The 19,414-nt window shown below is 34.9% G+C and carries 20 protein-coding genes and 2 pseudogenes; 15 read left to right on the top strand and 7 right to left on the bottom strand.

What is annotated here, in order from left to right; translation table 11 throughout:
- Nucleotides 1-812: 812 nt before the first annotated feature.
- Complete coding sequence (locus E2K98_RS28305; RefSeq protein ID WP_133340082.1) at nt 813-1,088, top strand: hypothetical protein; 276 nt, start codon at nt 813-815, stop codon at nt 1,086-1,088.
- A gap of 343 nt (nt 1,089-1,431) precedes the next feature.
- Here E2K98_RS28305 and E2K98_RS28300 read toward each other — a convergent pair whose 3' ends face one another.
- Together E2K98_RS28300 and E2K98_RS28295 are read right to left on the bottom strand one after the other, a co-directional pair.
- Nucleotides 1,432-1,722, bottom strand: coding sequence for a GNAT family N-acetyltransferase (locus tag E2K98_RS28300; RefSeq protein ID WP_133340080.1), 291 nt, complete (start codon nt 1,720-1,722; stop codon nt 1,432-1,434).
- 31 nt (nt 1,723-1,753) lie between these two features.
- On the bottom strand, nt 1,754-1,969 hold the full coding sequence (locus tag E2K98_RS28295) for a (4Fe-4S)-binding protein (RefSeq protein WP_133340078.1): 216 nt from the start codon (nt 1,967-1,969) through the stop codon (nt 1,754-1,756).
- Nucleotides 1,970-2,638: 669 nt separating this feature from the next.
- Between E2K98_RS28295 and E2K98_RS28285 the strand changes: the two genes are divergently transcribed.
- Both E2K98_RS28285 and E2K98_RS28280 read left to right on the top strand, forming a co-directional pair.
- Nucleotides 2,639-3,313: a hypothetical protein gene (locus tag E2K98_RS28285; protein WP_133340076.1), complete on the top strand. Its 675-nt coding sequence runs from the start codon at nt 2,639-2,641 to the stop codon at nt 3,311-3,313.
- 159 nt (nt 3,314-3,472) lie between these two features.
- On the top strand, nt 3,473-4,495 hold the full coding sequence (locus E2K98_RS28280; RefSeq protein ID WP_133340074.1) for a DUF3231 family protein: 1,023 nt from the start codon (nt 3,473-3,475) through the stop codon (nt 4,493-4,495).
- Nucleotides 4,496-4,670: 175 nt separating this feature from the next.
- Here the strand turns inward: E2K98_RS28280 and E2K98_RS28275 are convergent, their stop codons facing one another.
- The 3 genes from E2K98_RS28275 to E2K98_RS28265 form a co-directional block, all read right to left on the bottom strand.
- Entirely contained in the window at nt 4,671-4,757 is an 87-nt protein-coding gene (locus E2K98_RS28275; RefSeq protein WP_133340090.1) for a YjcZ family sporulation protein, read from the bottom strand.
- A gap of 53 nt (nt 4,758-4,810) precedes the next feature.
- Nucleotides 4,811-4,936 (bottom strand): YjcZ family sporulation protein, encoded by a 126-nt coding sequence (locus tag E2K98_RS28270; protein WP_133340072.1) that lies wholly within the window; start codon nt 4,934-4,936, stop codon nt 4,811-4,813.
- A gap of 634 nt (nt 4,937-5,570) precedes the next feature.
- Complete coding sequence (locus tag E2K98_RS28265) at nt 5,571-5,990, bottom strand: hypothetical protein (RefSeq protein ID WP_133340070.1); 420 nt, start codon at nt 5,988-5,990, stop codon at nt 5,571-5,573.
- Nucleotides 5,991-6,274: 284 nt separating this feature from the next.
- Here E2K98_RS28265 and E2K98_RS28260 point away from each other — a divergent pair, with 284 nt between their 5' ends.
- The 11 genes and pseudogenes from E2K98_RS28260 to E2K98_RS28210 all read left to right on the top strand — a co-directional run bounded on the left by E2K98_RS28260 (nt 6,275) and on the right by E2K98_RS28210 (nt 16,846).
- Nucleotides 6,275-6,454, top strand: a complete 180-nt coding sequence (locus E2K98_RS28260; RefSeq protein ID WP_235824958.1) for a serine kinase — start codon at nt 6,275-6,277, stop codon at nt 6,452-6,454.
- Nucleotides 6,455-6,673: 219 nt separating this feature from the next.
- On the top strand, nt 6,674-7,708 hold the full coding sequence (locus E2K98_RS28255) for an alpha/beta fold hydrolase (RefSeq protein WP_133340068.1): 1,035 nt from the start codon (nt 6,674-6,676) through the stop codon (nt 7,706-7,708).
- 72 nt (nt 7,709-7,780) lie between these two features.
- Complete coding sequence (locus tag E2K98_RS28250; protein WP_133340066.1) at nt 7,781-8,374, top strand: TetR/AcrR family transcriptional regulator; 594 nt, start codon at nt 7,781-7,783, stop codon at nt 8,372-8,374.
- Between the two features lie 403 nt (nt 8,375-8,777).
- A complete protein-coding gene (locus tag E2K98_RS28245) occupies nt 8,778-9,176 on the top strand; it encodes a lysoplasmalogenase family protein (RefSeq protein WP_328591996.1) in 399 nt (132 codons plus the stop codon).
- A gap of 751 nt (nt 9,177-9,927) precedes the next feature.
- Nucleotides 9,928-10,297, top strand: a pseudogene (locus E2K98_RS31870) (D-alanyl-lipoteichoic acid biosynthesis protein DltB); the annotation flags it as partial.
- A gap of 5 nt (nt 10,298-10,302) precedes the next feature.
- On the top strand, nt 10,303-10,539 hold the full coding sequence (dltC, locus tag E2K98_RS28235) for a D-alanine--poly(phosphoribitol) ligase subunit 2 (RefSeq protein WP_133340063.1): 237 nt from the start codon (nt 10,303-10,305) through the stop codon (nt 10,537-10,539).
- The gene (dltD, locus tag E2K98_RS28230; RefSeq protein WP_133340061.1) at nt 10,536-11,708 is read left to right on the top strand and encodes a D-alanyl-lipoteichoic acid biosynthesis protein DltD; all 1,173 of its coding nucleotides are present in this window, start codon (nt 10,536-10,538) and stop codon (nt 11,706-11,708) included. The genes dltC and dltD overlap by 4 nt, the downstream gene beginning before the upstream one ends.
- Nucleotides 11,709-13,420: 1,712 nt before the next feature.
- Nucleotides 13,421-13,843, top strand: coding sequence for an NAD(P)H-dependent oxidoreductase (locus E2K98_RS28225; protein ID WP_235824957.1), 423 nt, complete (start codon nt 13,421-13,423; stop codon nt 13,841-13,843).
- A gap of 239 nt (nt 13,844-14,082) precedes the next feature.
- Nucleotides 14,083-14,458: pseudogene (locus E2K98_RS28220) on the top strand (DinB family protein); the annotation flags it as partial.
- 266 nt (nt 14,459-14,724) lie between these two features.
- Nucleotides 14,725-15,057, top strand: a complete 333-nt coding sequence (gene csaA / locus E2K98_RS28215) for a chaperone CsaA (protein ID WP_133340086.1) — start codon at nt 14,725-14,727, stop codon at nt 15,055-15,057.
- Nucleotides 15,058-15,661: 604 nt separating this feature from the next.
- Nucleotides 15,662-16,846 carry a YsnF/AvaK domain-containing protein gene (locus E2K98_RS28210; protein ID WP_235824959.1) on the top strand — a complete coding sequence of 395 codons (1,185 nt, stop codon included), beginning with the start codon at nt 15,662-15,664 and terminating at the stop codon, nt 16,844-16,846.
- A 247-nt stretch (nt 16,847-17,093) separates the two neighbouring features.
- Here the strand turns inward: E2K98_RS28210 and E2K98_RS31865 are convergent, their stop codons facing one another.
- Entirely contained in the window at nt 17,094-17,633 is a 540-nt protein-coding gene (locus tag E2K98_RS31865; RefSeq protein ID WP_235824956.1) for a tyrosine-type recombinase/integrase, read from the bottom strand.
- A 537-nt stretch (nt 17,634-18,170) separates the two neighbouring features.
- Complete coding sequence (locus tag E2K98_RS28200) at nt 18,171-18,455, bottom strand: AbrB/MazE/SpoVT family DNA-binding domain-containing protein (RefSeq protein WP_133340057.1); 285 nt, start codon at nt 18,453-18,455, stop codon at nt 18,171-18,173.
- Between the two features lie 254 nt (nt 18,456-18,709).
- Here E2K98_RS28200 and E2K98_RS28195 point away from each other — a divergent pair, with 254 nt between their 5' ends.
- Entirely contained in the window at nt 18,710-19,213 is a 504-nt protein-coding gene (locus tag E2K98_RS28195; RefSeq protein WP_165976415.1) for a hypothetical protein, read from the top strand.
- Nucleotides 19,214-19,414: the final 201 nt, after the last annotated feature.

Raw genomic sequence — 19,414 nt, 5'->3', positions numbered from 1 at the left:
TATTTTACCCCTCATCGCTTACAAAAGATGCAAAATGCCTGGAATGCATCCTCTTGATAAACATTGTAACATTTGGTAAGCCGTATGCCTTAATAGGGCACGTACGGTTTGATAAGGGGGAAGCCTCGAGAGAGGCTTCCCTACTTTCTTATTTCAACGGTGTTTAATAACGAGGAATCACTCTTTCTTTATTCAACTAAAGGGGGAGGTTAGTGGAACAAGAATAATGTTGTATAATACCTTAAAGCTATTGATTTAATAAAAGGAAAAAGTAATGATAAGTGCAAACAATTTTAAAACAGTGACATACTAGATGATTACGCTGATTTTAGATTTGTAGAGTGTGTATTCTGTAAATGCCAATATATTCACGACTTTGAGCTTTGTACTTTGTTCTATGACCCCAATGATTTAGAACGAAGTTTTTCAACATTATTTGGATGTGATGAAGACAAGAATTATCCATTACCTTGTCGTAAGTGTAAACGGAAGGAATGGATTTCGCAGATATTGATAATGATGAAAGAGAAAATGTCTTAAAAGGTGAATGGGGTTGGGCAATATAAAGACTTACTAATTCAACTAATTGAGTGCATTACTGAACATCGGGAATGCATATTCTTATTGAAGTAACTGGGCAGTTTAATTAAATAAAGTATTAGAATAACTGGGATTCCATAAGGAGTGAGGTTATTGGGGCTTGATGTTTTGATATATGATAAGACGACAAAAAAATAAAGACATACGAAATAACAGAAGCCTTACACAATGAAATATTTAACTCGAAGAAATTATGCCGAAGCTATCTAGAGTTGAGGAAAATAAGCGATTATTATCTGTCAGATGCAACCTATGAAGGACAGGCACTTATTGTGTTAATCACTGATTTGGAAAAATACAAGCTGTTTATTAACGAAAAAAACAAGGTGAGTATCAAAGTCTTATTAATGAAATCTCCAATCCAGCCATTAAAAAAATATTTGTCGGAGGGGATTGAAACAAAAGGTTTTGGCCATATTCAACTAACGGGTGCAAGAGTTGCAGATCAAGCTGTCAAAATGGCAGTTTTTAAATGTGATTGCACATAAAATCATAATCGAAGATATATGTAACACATGGCTAAGCGCACGGCTATGAAGGAAAGATGCGTTCTTGGAATGCTGCAATGGTCTACGAAGGCACCAGAAGGTTAAGACAAATGTTTAATGTCCAATTATAAATAAATAAATAAATAAAAACACCGATTTGAATGTCGGTGTTTTTATTTAATCTCTAGGCAATTTAAAAAATTGGTTGTCTCGTTATCGTGGCTTCTTCACTGGATCTCTTATACTAATTAGCAGTATGCCTTGATTTAGTGATTAGTCTATGCTTGACCTTATTTTTTGTCCAGTTAAGTGTAGGTGATTCAACAGATATAATAAAATGGCATCAATTTGCTAGTACACCTTGATACTCTTCCTTACTTTCAAGAACACTTTTTGCGTAAGGACATACAGGAATAATATATAAGTTTTCATCTCTTGCATATTCAGCTATCTTGTTTACTAATTCTTTGCCTAATCCACGACCATTATGTCCCTCATATACAACTGTGTGGCTTACAATAATTAAATTTCTTCCATTTACATCTTTTCCGCTTGGGATAAATTGAATTCTTGCAATAATTTCATTAGATTCCTCAATATAAAATTCATTCTTGCCCATTTTAATTTCAGTCATTTCCTCATTCTCCTAACTTTATTAGTTCTGTTTATTTTTGCTCATAAGTAAGTGCTCTGCTTGGACAACGATCAATCACTTCCATGATTTTTTTAGCTGTTGCATTCTGGGGTGATACCCAAGGTCTTTTCTGGGTATCGAATACACTTGGCAATCCCTTTACACATTCTGCTGCGTGTTTACAAATATTGGGTTTCCAATATATTTTGATACCTTCAGCTTCATAAGTTTTAATATTTTCGCTCATAATATCCTCCTTCTAATAGTTCTGTGGGAATAATAATTTTAAATTACTCTTAAATTCTTCCTCTGATCTAAATTTAACAAAACTGTATGATGGGTTTTTACCAACAAACGAGCCACTTGGTAGCATGATGAATTTTTGAAAAACAATATTAATTTAATAGTACTTTATGTTATGAGGAATCTCCAACCTGAACTCCATATTTTCAATATGAAAATTGTACAAGACAAGAGAATTCGGATTTATGATTTAACCCTGTCTCAAAGTGAGATTTCAAAAGTTTTAATTCTTCATGATATTAATATAGAAGAAATATAAAAACATTCAAGCACATTGGAAGACTATTTTTATGATTAAATCCATGGAGGTGGTAAAGTTGATTAAATTGATGGAGTTGGAAGGGAAAAAATTAAAACAAAAAACTGCTATTAGTGAGATTATTATTTATTGAGGTATTATTATGTTTTTGTAAATGTTTTCCATCTAAATGGTAAATGTCGGTTTTTGTCCAGAGTTATTCCACAATCATTCAACTTATTTTATGAAAACTAAAAAACGACTAGCGGAAAGTGCTTTGTGAAATGTTTCACTTGAACTAACGGGGCAGTTTAAGAAGGAAACGTGTTAAATTTAAGTAAATTGTACATATGTAAAAAACGAAAGGAATCTTTTATGATAAATATTCACTTTATGGACTGGGGAAAAAATCGTCCCAAAAAACACTATAATCGATTACACGAAATGAGAATTTTTGAGTTGATATTTTCAACTAAAATTACTCAATTAGGTGTGGAATTAGCCCAGTTTAAAATGATTAGTGTATACTGCTTGGCAAATCCAAATAAGAGTGTTTCCTTTGAAGAGGATAATGCAATTGAGGAGATACAAATATTTGTTCCTTATGACTATATGTCTTTTTTGGAATTAGAATCAACACAAGCGAAATTTCAAGAGTTTTCTGAGTTAATCAGATGTTACATTGTGCCTGCAATTAAGACATATTCGAAATTATCTTCTTCAATTATTGAGTCTTATGTTGAAGAAGCACTTAGTGAAATTGCGAAACAGAATTTTGAAGCAGTTTTTATTGTTGATAAAACACCGAGAAAAAGTCCAAGTCGCAAAAAAATGGCTATCTTAAAGGGAATTCATCGTTCAGAAGGCTTTCAGTTAAGGTGTGAGGTCTATAATGAAAAAGGTCTAAGAATTATTGACGAATTATTGGTAGAAGAGGTTGGAAACGAAGTTGTATATGCAAGGTTTCTAGGTACTCTCAAATGGGAAAATGAAAACCTAATCGTAGTAAAGTCGAAGTCAAGTAGTTGGAAGGCTGAAATATGTCTTTGAGTTATTTAACTAACGGGTGCAAGAGTTGTAGATCAAGCTGTCATTGTGGCAGCTTTTTTTATTGCATTAAAGGGGCAGGTTAGTTAAAGTAAAAAATCACATAATTAATCCTTTTTTGGTTAATAGTACAAAATAAAGTATTATTTTCGTAGGATTAAGATGCCCGAATTTATAAAGGAAGAAACCCCACATAACATAAGATTAACTGCACCTGAAATTGCTAACATTTGGTCACAGTATCAGAGTGATACTATGGCAATATGCATTTACAAACATATGCTTCAAATTGTTGAAGACGCCTCTATACGTCCGATTTTAGAATTTTCTTTGAAATTGGTTGAGGGGCACATTACCAAGGTAAAGGATTATTTTTCACAAGAAAAATTTCCGATACCCCACGGTTTTACTGAGGCAGATGTGGATTTGTCTGCTCCTCGCTTGTTTTCAGATGAATTTACCTTATCTTATACCTACATAATGAGTGTCAATGGTTTAGCAGGCTATGCCGCCGCTTTAACAACAAATATGCGTAGGGACATAAGGGATTACTTCGTACATTGCCAAAATGAAACAATGGAACTTTTCAACAAATCATTAGATTTACTATTGGAAAAAGGTATTGTATCTAGACCACCATTTATTAGCCCTTCCGAACAATATGAATTTATTGAATCCCATAATTTTATTGAAGGTATATTCCGAGGGAAAAGACCGTTAAGTTGCATTGAGTTAAGTAACGTTTACTGGGATTTGCGAAAAGTTCAGTTAAGTAAATCACTCACAATGGGTTTCTCTCAAGTGGCTAAATCTCAAGAGGTTAAGAACTTTTTATGGCGTGGGGTAGAACTTTACAAAAAACACATTGAGACGTTGGAGGACCTATTGAACAATGACCATCTTCCAAAGCCAAAATCGGAGGAAGCGGAAGTTTCTAATTCAACAATTTCACCTTTTTCAGACCGTCTTATGATGCATCACAAGGCTCTTTTAGGTTCTACTTCCATCGGTGTGTATGGTTCAGCCATAGGTACCTGTCAACGGACAGACTTAGGAATAAAGTATATGCTGCTTCTTACGGAAATGGCACACTATACGAAAGATGGATTTGATATTCTGATTAAATACAAATGGGCTGAACAGCCACCTTTGGCAGATGATAGAAAGAAATTATCAACACAATAATAATATATTTGTGAAGGAATGTACTTACACTAACGGGTGTATGAGTTGAATAAGCATCGGGCTGCATCAGCAGTTTTTTTGTGTTTTGAGAAATATAACAACAAAAAATAATACACTTTAAACGTTAAAAAAGGCCCGATAAAGGGCCTTTTTCCTACTCCATCCATCTTATTTATTAGTAGAACACAAATGCTGTACCAACGATGATAAGAAGGATGAACAATACTACGATTAACGCAAAACTATTTCCTACTCCGTCCATTTATTGCACCTCCAGCCATAATCATTCTTTCCGCTAGAACGTGTATTGGTTTATTAAACAATAAAGGAAGTACCAACAATAATTAAAAGGATAAACAATACGACGATTAAAACAAATGTACTGCCTCCGCCGAAACCACCGTAGCCATAGCCTCCGTAGCCAAATCCTCCAAAGCACATACTTATCACCACCTGTTAGAATGTTCGAAATTAAATCCTTCACTATGTATCATATTTCATAAGACAAGAATTGCTTGGACAAACATCATATTGATAAGGCAAAATGTACGAAATGCCTATAAATCGAAAAAAACGTCTGCTTTATGGCAAACGTTCTTTATATCCAAAAAGGTAATGTAATATGACTGGCTTGGTGTAATAATAATATATGTACAAGATAATGAAATGGAATGGACAAGGGCTGATTTTTTAACGAATTAATTCTCGGTATGTTCTAAAAAATAACTCCAAGTAAAACTTAACCGATTAGGTACTCAAGTTAAACTGATGCATAGTCTAGAGTGTATCCGAAAAGCCATAATCTTGCTTAGCACATAGACTTGTCACAAAGACAGTCTCAATCACAAAAGCCCCTAGAAGGGCTTTTTTGTATTTATTAATCCTTTCGACGTAATAAAAGACTACACTTAAGCATGGCACTGGGAGACAACCTAGGAGAAGGACCATAAATAGATATGAAAAGTGGACAGTCGGAGATTCGCATTTCGTATTATTAAAAAGCAAGGATTTCTCACAAATACTCACTAACGGTCATGTTAGTTAAAACGCATAAAATAAACCTCATTTCTGAGGTCTACGGCTTAAAATTTAATAATCCCAAGAATTTACTTGTATCGTCTTGAAATGTTAAAAAATATGGTTGGTTCTCGTTGTCAAAAACCAATAAATATGGGTGTTGTTCTTGACTAGGAAATATAATCATTACTTCATCTACAAAGTCATTGAACCAATGATTATTAACCATAACATTAGGTTCTAAAGGGATTTTTATCACAAACCCATTATTAGGATAAGGATTCAACTTCACGTAAACCCCTGTTATTCCTTCCAGGAATTTCTCTACTTCTTGTTGTAAATCAGAGTTTTTTTGAACATTTTTTATGACTTTACCTTTATTTATATCGATAATTTGTATTTGTTGATTTGTTTGAGCCATAGCACTGGTTGTAATTAATTTAAAAATACAAATACTTATTAATATCTTTTTAATCACTTTAACCACCTCAAAGGTATTTTCCCCCAATATCTAAGGTGGTATTAAAATGCTTATTTTATAAATGTTAATTTTGAGTTTGTGAATAACTGTACTTAAACAAACGGGTGCTTGAGTTAAACAAAAGGGTCGCTGCTGCGGCTTTTTTTCTTGTTCCACTAACTGGCAGGATAATTAAATGAACATAAAAAAAGCTCTAAAATCCATGATATTCCCTAACGGAAAATACATAGAATGGTAAAGGTGATTCGTTAAAATTGTGAATGCCACTATGGAGTGGGAAAATGAATTTGAAATTATTTTTTGTCATTTTACTCATTTTATTTGGTAGTTTTTTAATTGGATTAACAGATGATGTCTTAGGTAAAATTGGTAACATTATAATGCATATTTTAGGGATTGGGTGTGTGGTTGGAGGAATTATGATTGCAAGGAGTAAGAAAGGAAAAAAACAATCATCTTGAATTAATAGGGTGTTTTCATTCAAGAGTTGCTGCCATCATACTGGAGGCTTTCTTATTGAAGTAAAGGGTATTTTATTTCTTTTTCCGAAGGAGAAATCTATAAAGAAATTTTCTTTTATCTATTGATGAAAATTTGTTGTTGACAATTTCCATAAAATACCTCAATCTATAGTTGAGTAAGTCACTCACTCATTTAAAAAGGGAAGAGGGCATGTTCGAATGAGCCAAATTAATATCCTCCAAGAAATCGTTCTACGAAAGAGAAATCAGAGAAAGAATGTCAAAGAGCTACAAATCAGCACGGCTAACAGCATCGTTGAAGGCTGTTACGTTAAAATTGGCGGTATCGATCAATGGATCACGATTCGTGGCGAGAATCGGAACACCCCCGTTTTGTTACTGATTCATGGCGGTCCGGCTTCGACTTATTCCATCTTTAGTCCGTTGTTGCGTTCATGGGAGAAGCACTTCATTGTCGTTCAGTGGGATCAGCGTGGAGCAGGAAAGACTTTTGGCAAGAACGGTAAAGACGGTAGCGGAGCAATCACTTTCGAACGTCTCGCGAAGGATGGGATAGAGGTTGCAGAATACCTATGTGATATACTCGGTCATCAAAAGGTAATTCTTATTGGAAGCTCTGCAGGCAGCCTAATTGGGATCATGATGGCAAAGCTTCGGCCAGATCTTTTTTATGCCTATGTCGGTACAGATCAGAATGCCCCAGATTCACAAAATCTTTTGTATACATTATCAGTCAACGCTCTTTACGGGGCAGGCAATACGAAGGGGGTGCAGTTGCTTGAGAAAATGGGATCGAATCAATCCCAATGGAGTCGTAAAGATTTTGACAAGAGGAATCGACTTCTCGTTAAAACTATTAAGGATGTCCCCAATATGATTACAGACTTAATTTTGCCATCTATGCTCTCTTCTCCGGAACATAAAATACGTGATTTGATGGATATTTTTAAAGGTATGAGTTATTCCCTTGACCATCTATTTGATGAATTAATAAAATTTGATTTTAAAAAATACGGTAAATTTGAGGTGCCAGTTTATATCCTTCACGGAGATAATGATATTATCACGCCATCTGAACTGGCTAGAGCTTATTATGATGAGATTGAAGCCCCTCATAAGGAGTTTGTTCTCATCAAAAAAGCTGGCCATCTTGCGTGTTTTGCCCGTCCTAATCAGTTTCTTGAGGAGTTGGTCAAGAGGGTACGTCCACTGGTTCCCACGTTTATCAACTAATTGTAAAAGCAAAAGTTCTCTAACTAAATGATATAATGAATATGACATTTATTAGATCCGGAGGTTGGAAGGGTGTCTCCATTAAACAGACAGCAGCAGCTTGATCAAATCCGTGACGAACGCAGAGAGCAGATAAAACTAGCGGCGCTTAAAATGTTTGCCCGCAGAGGATATACAGGCACGAAAACGAGCATGATTGCTAAGGAAGCAAGCATTAGTGAAGGATTAATTTACCGTTACTTCAATTCTAAAGAGGAGCTTTTCATAACTCTCGTCCAAGAATTGATGGGAGAAGCAAGAAGGGAACTCGAGTATGTTGGATCCTTACCAGGAACACCTTTTGAACAAATTAGAACCTTAACGAAAAACATGCTTGATGAGAATAATATGTATGCCTTTATGTTAATGGAACGTGCTCGCAAAGCTGAAGATGTTCCTGAAAAGGTCACACAAATCTTTGAAGAAGTTTCAACAAATGTTCTGATCGATCCGATAATTCCTATTTTCGTTAAAGGACAGGAATCGGGTGAATTTTCTCCAGGCGAACCCCGAAGAATGTTGTCATGGTATTTTACCATCCTAAACAGTCTTCTCACTCAAGAAGAGATTGATGAAGAGTATGGGTTACCAGATGTGGATGTGTTAATACGTATTTTGACAAAATAATTTCCAAAGAAGATTTTGGTATTTAATACCTTCGTTCTTCCATAATCGGGCGCTTTACTTGAATGATAAGGCGTCTTTTTTTATTGTATTGGATTCTGGAACAACACTTAATAGGGATTAAATTTTAAGGTGTAGAAAAGATTGTGAAGGATTACACTTAAACAAACGGGTGCAAGAGTTAAAAATGGAGATCGCTGTGGCGGTCTTTTTTTCTTATTCGACTAACGTGGCAGGACTAAAGAAGCAGTTTAGTTTCCGGAAGGAAAACGTTAAGTTTTAAAGAAAATAGTAGATTATTAAAATCCTATTTGGAGAAGCTGTTGGCAATAAAAAAGAGAAATAAAACTGATACAAAGAGGTGAATATATTGAAAACCTATCGATTACCCACTTTCATTTTACTTATGAGCCTTATATACATATTTGGCATTTCCAGCAAACCAGAAGCAATCAAAATGATATTTAAATTAATCCCAATGTGGCTAATTCTTTTCTATGCTTATAAACTAATACCTGATAAAAAATCACGCCCCCATTGGATTATATGGTGCGGATTATTTTTCTGTATGCTAGGTGATGGGCTAATGTGTTGGACTGGATTTTTGTCCCAAAATATATGGGCAATAATTGGAAGTATTTTATTCGTCCTCTCAGACTCAATTCTATCATGGAATTTGTTTGTTTCAGAGATTCCCTATTCTGATATCCTGATAATGACAACCTATTATACAGCGCAATTTTTAATAGCACACAGCTTGCGCTTATTTCCTAGTTTTGGCAAATATTCTTCGGGTGAAAAATAGGCGAGATCTATTGTCACGCCTTTAATGTTTTCTGTAGTAATTATGGCTGAGTTTATCCAAAAAGGATTTACGCTTTTTTGTTGAATTTATTGAACTCCCATGAAAATAAAAACTGAAAAAGGGCATGAAAAAATAGACCCAGAAAAACCAGTTTTTAAAAAAAGGCTGAGCCTCTTGAAGGATCGTATATAAGATTGGCTGGTAGATCGACTTGTGCAACCTTTCTACTTAAACTGAAATCAGTTAAAGCTGGCGCAACAACCAGAAAAAGGATTAATCTCCCATGAGTGCTACCCCTAAAGGGTGCGACAGTCGGTGGTACACCGTGGTCGTTGGAGTCAGACTAACGGATGGGCTCAAAGGCACCATAGTTCAAAGACCTTCTTCGCCAGCATTAAAACAGTATAGACGGTCTTAGCCATTTTCATTCTCTGTGGTGCAGCGCTGATTTTGCGCTGCATGGATGGCTAACGGGGCAGGTTAGTTGAACAAGAGAATGGATTTTTTTTGGTAGCATTAAACAAAAGGGAGGGGATCAGCGTGCATAAAAAGAAGTATTTTATTCTTATGCCACCTATGCTAATAATCGGGATATTTTTAATATACTTTCTTCCAGCTAATCAGAGACCTTATGTGTTTTCTGTTCCTATTGTTTTTTGAATAATTTATTACACGTGGATTTATTTTGAAAGAAAACAAAAGGGAAAAACATAATTGGCTTTTATTGAACTACTTAAGTGCTTTTAAATATGAAGACTTCTGGAATCGCTGGCATATGATGCTGTCCTTTTAGTTCAGGGATTATGTGTTTATGCGGTTTGTGTTTTGGATAACGAAGAAAAAATGGAGTAAATATCGACAAATAGTTTCCAATTTGGGTTATATTCTGTTATTTTTATTAATGGGCTTTTGGCACGGATTGGAAATTCAATATATTCTTTATGGGGTTTACCACGCATTTTTAATTGTTGCTAATAATTCGTTTGAACAAATTAATAAGAAATATCATTGGTGGCCACAAAATTAAAAAAGCCCATATACCGCCTGTCATCATCGCGTTCCATTTCGTATGCTTTGGATTTTATATTTTTTCAGGACAGTTTTTACATAAAGGAGTATGATTTATATGGAATTGAATGAACAAGTTATTGCATTAGTGGCGGAAATCTGCCAAGACGATGTAGTAAAAGAGGACCCAGATATTGATTTATTTGAATCTGGGCTGCTCGATTCGTTTGGGACTGTAGAATTGCTTGTGCAAATCGAAGAACTGTTTGGCATTAAAGTACCCATTACGGAATTCGACCGCGACACATGGAATACCCCCAATAATATCGCAAAGCAGTTGGCCGAATTTAAATGAAAAAAGCTTTATTTGCACCGCTGATATTTGCTTTTCTGACATTGTTGATTTTGATTATTATTCCCAATAGCTGGGTAGAACGTCTCATTCCAAAACAAAGAGTAAGTCAAGCAGCAACAGAACTGAATCCTCTCATGTTTCAAGGTAAATATATTCAGGGAAAAATGCTTCAGGATCATCAGTATTTGCCCATATACGGTTCATCCGAGTTGGCTAGGCTTGATCGGTTTCATCCATCCAATTATTTTAAAGAAAATTATGAAGGGTTTACTCCTTTTCTTATTGGACGCGGTGGTTCGATTTCTTTGATTCATGTTCTCAACTTTGCTGAACATATGGACCAGTTAAAAGGAAAAAAACTTGTATTTGTTTTATCCCCCCAATGGTTCCAGCCACAGGGGGCAGATTTGTCGCACTTTGTGCCAAATTACTCAATACTTCAGGGATATGATCTTGCTTTTAACGATAAAATTGACCCAAAAACGAAGAAGATTGTGATGAAACGATTGTTACAGTTTAAACCCGTACAGGACGATCGAATGCTTTCGACTCTTTATCAAGCAGAAGTTTCGAATAATGCTTGGGATAAGCGAAAAGCCGCATTTGTACGGCCATTTGCATGTGTATATAGAGGAATACTGACGAAAAAAGATTTATATTATTCGATAGCAGGCGGTATTCCGCGCAAACGCGATGTCAGCCCGGAGGTACGAAATAAATCCTGGGGGGAATTAAAACATCAAGCAGACTTAATGGGTAAACGGCAGTCAACGAATAATTCATTTTATGTGATTAATGCGAAATACAATAAAATAAAGAAGCGAGTTCCTCGATTGAAGGACTCCAAAATAGGTGCATCATACGGTAAATCCTTTGAATACTTAGATTTTCAGCTTGTACTAGATCTTTTAAAACAATCAGGTGCAAAACCATTATTTATTTCCATTCCCGTTAATGGGAGATGGTATGATTACACCGGTTTTCCAAAGGAAGGCCGTACTTCTTATTACAAACGAATTAAAGATCAAATTGAGTCACAAGGGTATCCAATTGCTGATTTTTCCAATCATGAATACGACCCTTATTTTATGAAGGATACGATTCATATAGGATGGAAAGGATGGGTATATGTGGACAAAGCAATTAAAAATTTTTACGATACTTTTTAAATTTACTAAAAATCCTGACAAGAACCCTTAGTAGCATTTAAAATCAAAAGACCTGTTTGTTCCAATTTGGAGTCGAACAGGTCTTTTTTCAAATTTCTTTATTCACCAATTCGTTAGCTTATTTTTTTGTTATAAACTGTTTTATTCTTTAACTGGGCCGTTAGTTCAAAAAAGAAATAAGAGCACTCCTCAACAACTATTCAAACTTATATTGTTGGAATGATTTTTTTAACTGCTTTTCTCTTTGTTAATTAACGTTGCAAAAAATAGGACCCTAATACCTAAATCACAGCTAATGCTTGAAAAGATAGAGTCTCAACTGTTGGGATATACAGAACCATACTTGAGATCAATCTGGAATATAAAGATCCTTTAATTGTTGAGGTACTTATTTATCCAGCTAATTGCTATTTCATTTCTTGAACAGTTTCTCCAACCATTGCAGCAAGAACCACTACTGAGAGCACTTAAGACATATGTAGGGAATTGGTATGTCACACAAGAAGGCATTATTAGAGATATTGTATTTTCCTCTATTGATAAAAGGGTAATGCGAGAGTATCCAGGTAATGATGCTGCTACTTTTGGTTGGGAGTCACAAAGGATTTTTGGTATCGTTTATAACAACAATCCTTCTTATGATATTTCCATAAGTCTTTAAATTTCTGACGAAAAAAATGTTCCCAGCAACTTTGCACAAAATCTGGTTAAAGTAAAAGTAACTCCATCCTACGACAGCCCCAAAATTGATGCAGTCAGGGGTTGAAAGTAGAGGTAATAGACTATGAGTATTAAAATAAAAAAGCAAATAGGGTGTTGCCTTTATAAGTAGTACCTTATTTATAATTGATATGATATTAAACTTAACATTAATATTGTAAAAAAAATTTTTTCGTTATTATTATAAACTATTAAAATCATTTTGATTATTTTTCTATTATTTTTACTATGGAAATATTCGCATAGTAACTGGCCAAAAACATTGTAAATATATTACAGTAAGTATTCAATCTGAGCTAACAGGGATTTAATTTAAGAAGGTAGTGGCGATCCTTTAGACAATAAAAAAACAGCCTCCGAACGAAACTGAATAGCGTAATTATGTATAGCCACCTTTACCGTATTTTAGATAAGAAAGTTTTAAACCACAGTCCTCAAAGCGTGGTCCAAAGAACATACCTCTCCGCCATGTGCATAATAGACAGGGGCTTGTCATTCCAGTTTCAATTTAAAACTCCCTATTACAGCATAATGGTTATAAAACTTTATTATGCAATTCAAACAGTGTAGCTGTTTTATCATACTTTTGATCATCCATTCTTACTTTGGTTCAAATCTTTAAGAATTATAGCTTTTGAAAACTTGTAACGGTTGTAATGTTATTGTAATATTAATGATAAATTACAATTGAAGTTGCTGTAAACATCTGGAGGAGTCTGTCACCAAGGGATAATTATGCCCTTTGATAAAAGGCTCTTTTTGTTTTCCATAAAATCATTAAGCATAGATAAATGTTGAATGGGAGTAGCTCAGGATATGCACATTTATATAGTATATCATCAATCGTAATACGCAAACTTCAAATGAAAGGAATTACAAATGTTGGTTATTTATGGAAGCTTGCGGAAAGATAGAAATACCGAATTGTTGGTATGTTTGATCAACCACATGAATCGAAAAGGTATCTGTCATTAAACAAAGATTATTATTTTATGGTGAATAGCGTATTAACAAACGAAATAATCTTATTTGTTACCCCTCTTTATTTAAACGGAATAAGTCAACTAATGAAATACTTAATTGACCAGTTACACATTAATTTTAAAGACAAAATGAAAAATAAAAGAATGTACGTTTTAGTAGTAGGTGGGGAAGATTCAAAACAAAAGGCATTACCATTAATAATGCAATTTAAGCGTATTTTTGATTTTTTTGGTGCGACTTTTAATGGTTATATCATCGGGGAAGCGAATCAACCTAATACAATATTTAAAGACAAACATGCACTTCAACAAGCAAAAGTTATCAATGAAGAAATGGTATCAAAAAAGTTCCAAAAAATGAATTTCTCCTATAAAGCAGACAGCTATCTTAAAGAAAATAATTATGCTTATGGTTGGGAAAACCATCCTTAATGCATTTAGTGAAAGGAGATGGATTTTATGACAGTGGTTTGGATCTACCCCTAGTACTTCTTGCAGTGTCATAGCTTCGCTTGTTAAACGAGATTATGGTCCCAACCAGTCAAAACATGTTTAACCAAGTAGGGGGCGAACTGTTTAGTTGACGGGATCCCACGGGCAGGTACGTTCTACTCCAGCTACCGTATTAATAAAACCAAATAAAAAATGATCAACCAGAAAGATCTGGCTGAATTGTGTGGCATTTTACCACAAATATTCCAAATTATTTAAACAAATTTGGTGTTAAAATGGATCAGGTTGATAATGCTGAAAATGTTCCACCAACAGCAAAAGAAATCGCTGAAACTTTCAAAAAGGTAAGTGCTCAAGCATCCGAGGGTATTGAACAACAATGGACGGATGACTCTTAAAAAAATTCAAATTGCGTTCGGAAGAGAAGAAACAAATGCTTCAATTCTGATGGGTTTAATAAAACATATTGTTCATCAACGTGGACAAGCTCCAATTCTTATTCGACAAGCAGGATTAAAACCATTCGGGGTATGGGTATATGGACCGCCGAAAGAGAATTGGATTCATTTAGGAGTGGAAAACCCCCCACTTTAATAATATAGGATAAACGATGGAAGCATAGTATAGGATTAGGGTTGCGGCAGCAGCCCTTTTTATTTTTAAAAGAAAGATTGTGAAGAAATGTACCTTAAACTATAGGGTGCAAGAGTTAAATAAGATTGGGCTGCTGCGGCAGCCTTTTTTGCTTGTTCCACTAACGAGGCAGTATAGTGGAACAAGTATATTCCTAAAAGTACCATTAATTGTTAATATATCAACCAGGAAAAGTAATTTAATTTTTGGAGGTAATTGTTTTGTCCATAGCAACGATTGAGGATTTTCAAAAACTAGATATTCGTATTGGTACTGTAATAAGTGCTGAACCCTTTCCAGAAGCACGTAAGCCAGCAATTAAACTAGGTATTGACTTCGGTGAAGAATTAGGAGTTAAACAATCTAGTGCACAAATAATAAAAAGGTATACTCCAGAGACGTTAATAGGTCGTCAAGTGGTCGCAGTTGTAAATTTCCCACCCCGTCGAATAGCTGGATTCAGATCTGAGGTATTAGTTATTGGAGGTGTTCCAGAAGAGGGTGATGTAGTTCTCTTAATGCCAGATGAGCCTGTTAAAAATGGCACACCGATTGCCTAAGTAAGGATTGTCACAATGACGGTCTTTTTTATTTCAACTGTGTTTAATAACGAGGAATTACTTTTTCTTTATTCAACGAATGGCAGTTTAGTTCAAGAACGAAAATGATAAATTTAGAATATAACGTATAAATTTCAGTGCTAAATAGGTCGGGTATGAGAGGAGAAATTAAATCTCAAATAGGAAGTTGAGGGAAGCTCAGAAAATGAGCTTCTCTTTGTTTATGGTTCTTCTATAACTTTCGTAGAAATGTTTGTGAAGAAATGTACTTAAGTTATAGGAAACGTTTGATCAAATTCAAGATGCTGCGGAGGTTTTTTTCGTGTTGAGCTAGACCAGCTATTAGTTACTGCCTTTAACTTTAAAATGCCATCTAAATATGTGTTCATTTCTATTACCCCATCAATCCATTTTACCGTAATCTTAACATTATTCTTCTTCCTCTAACCTGCAATGTTCCAGTAATCGTCCAATTATGAAAACGAAATATTAAACATGATTCTATTTTCCATGTTTCTTCTGATGACTTCCGGGGTAGACATACGTTAAATGGGATGCCATTTATATCCCGCATTAATATATTAGAGGAGGTATTAGTGTGAGAATGGAAAAAAGAATCGTTGGAACCTTTAATTCAGAGTCAGAAGTCTTGTATGTCATTGAGGGATTGAAACGTCAGGGGCATAGTGAAACAGATATGATGGTGGTGGCAGAAAATAGAAGTAACATTCCATTGATTACTTCACATACGGGAGTCATGGTAGAAGCGGACATGCAAATGAGTACCTTAACAGGTGTTATGATGGACAACTTTGTTACAATGATGACGGCAGGAATGGGCGGAAGGCCCGCAAGAGCACTGTCCAGCAGACTTATTGAGAGAGGACTGTCAGAATTTACAGCAAAACAGTGTGAGGAGGAAATAAAAAAGGGGAAAATCACTTTGCTGGTTGATACGTATGGAACTTATGAAAGCCCTAATTTTAAAACACAATATAAGTATGAAAGCCCTATTAATAAAACATATGAAACACAATATGAGACTGAAAAAACAAGGTCAGTCCCGCTCAGTGAAGAACAGCTGGATATTACAAAACAACGTGTAGAAGTCGGTGAATTACAGCTTCGTAAAGAAGTAGTTGAAGAAGAGCGAACTGTTCTTGTTCCACTCATGCGTGAAGAAGTATATATAGAGCGACGTCCTGTCATAGATGGAAATTATGACGGGCGCCCGTTTTCAGGGGATGAAATCATTCGTATCCCAATTACGGAAGAACGGATAGAAGTAACAAAAAGACCAGTAGTCGTTGAAGAAGTGATTGTAGGCAAGAGAAAAATTCAAGAAACAAAGCAGGTACAGGATGTCATTAAAAAAGAAGAAGCACGGATTGAGCGTTCTGTCCCTTCGTCAATGGAATCATGGACGCCGGTCAACCATTTGACTGATGTAGGACAAGAAAAAGTTAGTAATGACAGCCCAAATAATTTGAGCGTGGAAGGAATTCCTAATAACACTACATTTGTAATGTCAGAGGATCAAACAGATGAAACCCGTGAAAAACGTACTGGCTCCGTTGCTATACAAGCCGAAAAAAACAAACCTGAATTATCTGCCAGTAAAAAAGACAAAACGAGCAGGGCTCTAACAGATTCTTCTGATAGGAATAAAAATGAAAATGAAAGTTCAGTAGCGAATTCAGCAGTTTCTGTGATACTAGAAGCAACCCACGATGAGAAAAATTCTACCAAAGAAGAGAAAAATAAAAATAAAAAAAATCAGCAGAAATAAAGAAAAAACACACCAAACTAAATAGGGTTGAATGAAATAGGAAGTCCTTAGATACTGTATAATAAAAGTTGATTTTCAAAGGTCACTAATCTGTGCCCTTTGAAATCAGCTTTATTCAGGAGAATTAAGTAAAAAAAAATTCTACAAGTGAATAGATGGAACACCGGCAAACCCTATGTTTTAATGGAGAAATATTTATAGTCAATTATGAGGACTACCTGGCGTATAAGTTTGTGAAAAAATGTACTTAAACAAACGGGTGCAAGACTTGAAGAAAAGCAATACATTTTTTCATCATTACTTTTTTATGTCCCTTTTTAAAATACTTCCTATAAAACTCTTTCCTTAAACTCCCACTTAACTGTGCATATATCCTGGTAGTCTCGCTTTTCTCATGACCTAAAAAAATCTGAATGACTTCAAGAGGGGGACCATTATTTAACATATGAGTAGCATAGCTGTGCCTCAGTTGGTGTGGATGAATCGCTTTATTTATGCCTGCCCTTTTCGAAATTCGCTTGATGATATATCTCATTTGTGCAATACACATTCGATGAGGATACCGTTCGGTAACAAAAATGGCGGTATCGCCATCTTGGCGTTGTTCAAGGTATCTTTTAAGCCAAATTTCACAGCGGATATTAAAATAAACTTCTCTTTCTTTATCTCCTTTTCCCCTGACAATGGCGGATCGGTTAGACCAATAAATTCTACTCCTCTGTAATGTAACAATTTCTCCAATGCGACATCCAGTTGAAAACATGAATTCAAACAATGCCTTTTCCAATGGGCTGGTACAAGCCTCACGTAAATATTCAATTTCTGTGATAAACTTAGGAATTCGTTTCCCTGCTTTAGGTTCCTTTATTTTTGCAGCTGGATTTTTTGAAACATCGCATCTTCATGTGACCACGAAAAAATGATTTTATAAAACGTATTCGGTGAGATAAACTTGAAGGTTTTAAGGTTTCGCTGGACTTTGCCGGGTATTCTTTTAGTTGAAAAGTGGATATGGCATCAATTTTAACGTCATTGAAATATCGAATAAGTAATGTGTATTGAAGTTTATATGCATTAAGTGTTTGTGGTGAGAACCCTTCAATTCGTATCCGATTCATATGTTTCCCATGCCTTTGACAAAAACAAAATTCATCTCTCCCTAAAATTTCTTTTTTAGAGGAATTATTGACTTGATTCTCGAAATCCAAACGGAAAGAGACTATTTAACTATCGGGTCAGGTTAGCTGAGGAACGGTCATATATGTCCTATAAAACAAAAAGCTCTCGAATCAAAGATTCAAGAGCCTTTTTATTTTAATCTATATTATTTTGCTAATTCAAAGCTTGCCATAATTTCTTTCAATAGGTGCTCTGCGCCTTCACGACTAAGAATTAATTTTCCACCGGCAAGCCGATAATTATCGTCAGAAACTTCACCGGTAATATCACAAGTCATATTTGGTTTATATTTTTTTAAGATAATTTTGTCTTCATCAACATAAATTTCGAGCGCATCTTTTTCAGCGATATCAAGTGTACGTCTTAATTCGATTGGAATAACCACGCGGCCTAATTCATCAACTTTACGAACAATACCAGTAGATTTCATTTCTTTGAGCCTCTCTCTGTTTAGGGTCTATTTCTATTTTGGAATTCACTTTTATTCGACAAATTTCATTCAAATTCACGATACCATCCGTCAATTATTATAAATTTAAAATTACATTAGAATTTAGTGAAAAATATATTTATTCATGAGTCAGTAAGGGAATGTGAAGGTTTGCACTTAAACTAAAGGGGCAGTTTAGTGCAATAAGGACTAATTGAAAAATAGGTGGAGATAATACCCTTTGAGGTGATTATATGCGTTTAATTCTTCTCCCCCTTATATTTGTGATACTTTTACTTCATAGCAATTCTGTTTCTGCTCAACCAGAAAATCCATTAGAAAGCCAAATAATGTCATTTATGACAGGCTTACAATCTGAAAATCCTAAACAGACCGTAGAATTGTGGATATTAGGTGTAGAAAATAGAAGTGGGGCTGTACAGTATGCCTTGCTTTCACCTAGCCTCCAAAGACAAACAAAAAAACAATTCGAAAAAAGAGGTTGGAACACTGGACAATCAAGCCCTTGGGTAGAAAATTTTCGGATAACAAAGGTTGAAAAAATCAGTGATGAAAAAATTAAATTTACAATCACTTATGATTTACGAAGTTCTTATAAAAACTTTGGGACCGGACAAAAGGAGATTACTTTGGGGAAAAATCCAGCCACAGGAAAAAGAACTTGGTTTATCACTAAAATAGTTACAAAATATAAAGAATTCGAAGGGGTTACACCAGCTGAAACAGTTATTAAATAAAGGCGATGTTTTAGGTTCTTTTTTAATTGTGAAGAATTACACTTAAACTAAAGGGTGCGTTAATCCAAGAAGGATTAACGCTTTTTTTATTAGGACTTATTAAGCTAAAGGGCTGATTAGTGGAAGGTTTGGTCAATTTAATATAAAAAATCACCGGTTGGAATACTTACCAAAAATAAACATTAACTTAATACTTAAAAT

The sequence above is a fragment of the Bacillus salipaludis genome (assembly GCF_004358205.1).
This window is presented reverse-complemented; position numbering and strand designations above follow the sequence as displayed.

Excerpts from the sequence above, each read along its gene's own strand:
- dltD (WP_133340061.1), top strand. The coding sequence starts at position 10,536 with ATGAAAAAAGCTTTATTTGCACCGCTGATATTTGCTTTTCTGACATTG.
- E2K98_RS28260 (WP_235824958.1), top strand. The coding sequence starts at position 6,275 with ATGAATTTGAAATTATTTTTTGTCATTTTACTCATTTTATTTGGTAGT.
- E2K98_RS28245 (WP_328591996.1), top strand. The coding sequence starts at position 8,778 with ATGAGCCTTATATACATATTTGGCATTTCCAGCAAACCAGAAGCAATC.
- E2K98_RS28285 (WP_133340076.1), top strand. The coding sequence starts at position 2,639 with ATGATAAATATTCACTTTATGGACTGGGGAAAAAATCGTCCCAAAAAA.
- E2K98_RS28210 (WP_235824959.1), top strand. The coding sequence starts at position 15,662 with ATGGAAAAAAGAATCGTTGGAACCTTTAATTCAGAGTCAGAAGTCTTG.
- E2K98_RS28255 (WP_133340068.1), top strand. The coding sequence starts at position 6,674 with ATGAGCCAAATTAATATCCTCCAAGAAATCGTTCTACGAAAGAGAAAT.
- E2K98_RS28280 (WP_133340074.1), top strand. The coding sequence starts at position 3,473 with ATGCCCGAATTTATAAAGGAAGAAACCCCACATAACATAAGATTAACT.
- dltC (WP_133340063.1), top strand. The coding sequence starts at position 10,303 with ATGGAATTGAATGAACAAGTTATTGCATTAGTGGCGGAAATCTGCCAA.
- E2K98_RS28200 (WP_133340057.1), bottom strand. The coding sequence starts at position 18,455 with ATGAAATCTACTGGTATTGTTCGTAAAGTTGATGAATTAGGCCGCGTG.
- E2K98_RS28275 (WP_133340090.1), bottom strand. The coding sequence starts at position 4,757 with ATGGACGGAGTAGGAAATAGTTTTGCGTTAATCGTAGTATTGTTCATC.
- E2K98_RS28195 (WP_165976415.1), top strand. The coding sequence starts at position 18,710 with ATGCGTTTAATTCTTCTCCCCCTTATATTTGTGATACTTTTACTTCAT.
- E2K98_RS28225 (WP_235824957.1), top strand. The coding sequence starts at position 13,421 with ATGGTGAATAGCGTATTAACAAACGAAATAATCTTATTTGTTACCCCT.
- E2K98_RS28270 (WP_133340072.1), bottom strand. The coding sequence starts at position 4,936 with ATGTGCTTTGGAGGATTTGGCTACGGAGGCTATGGCTACGGTGGTTTC.
- E2K98_RS28295 (WP_133340078.1), bottom strand. The coding sequence starts at position 1,969 with ATGAGCGAAAATATTAAAACTTATGAAGCTGAAGGTATCAAAATATAT.
- E2K98_RS28300 (WP_133340080.1), bottom strand. The coding sequence starts at position 1,722 with ATGACTGAAATTAAAATGGGCAAGAATGAATTTTATATTGAGGAATCT.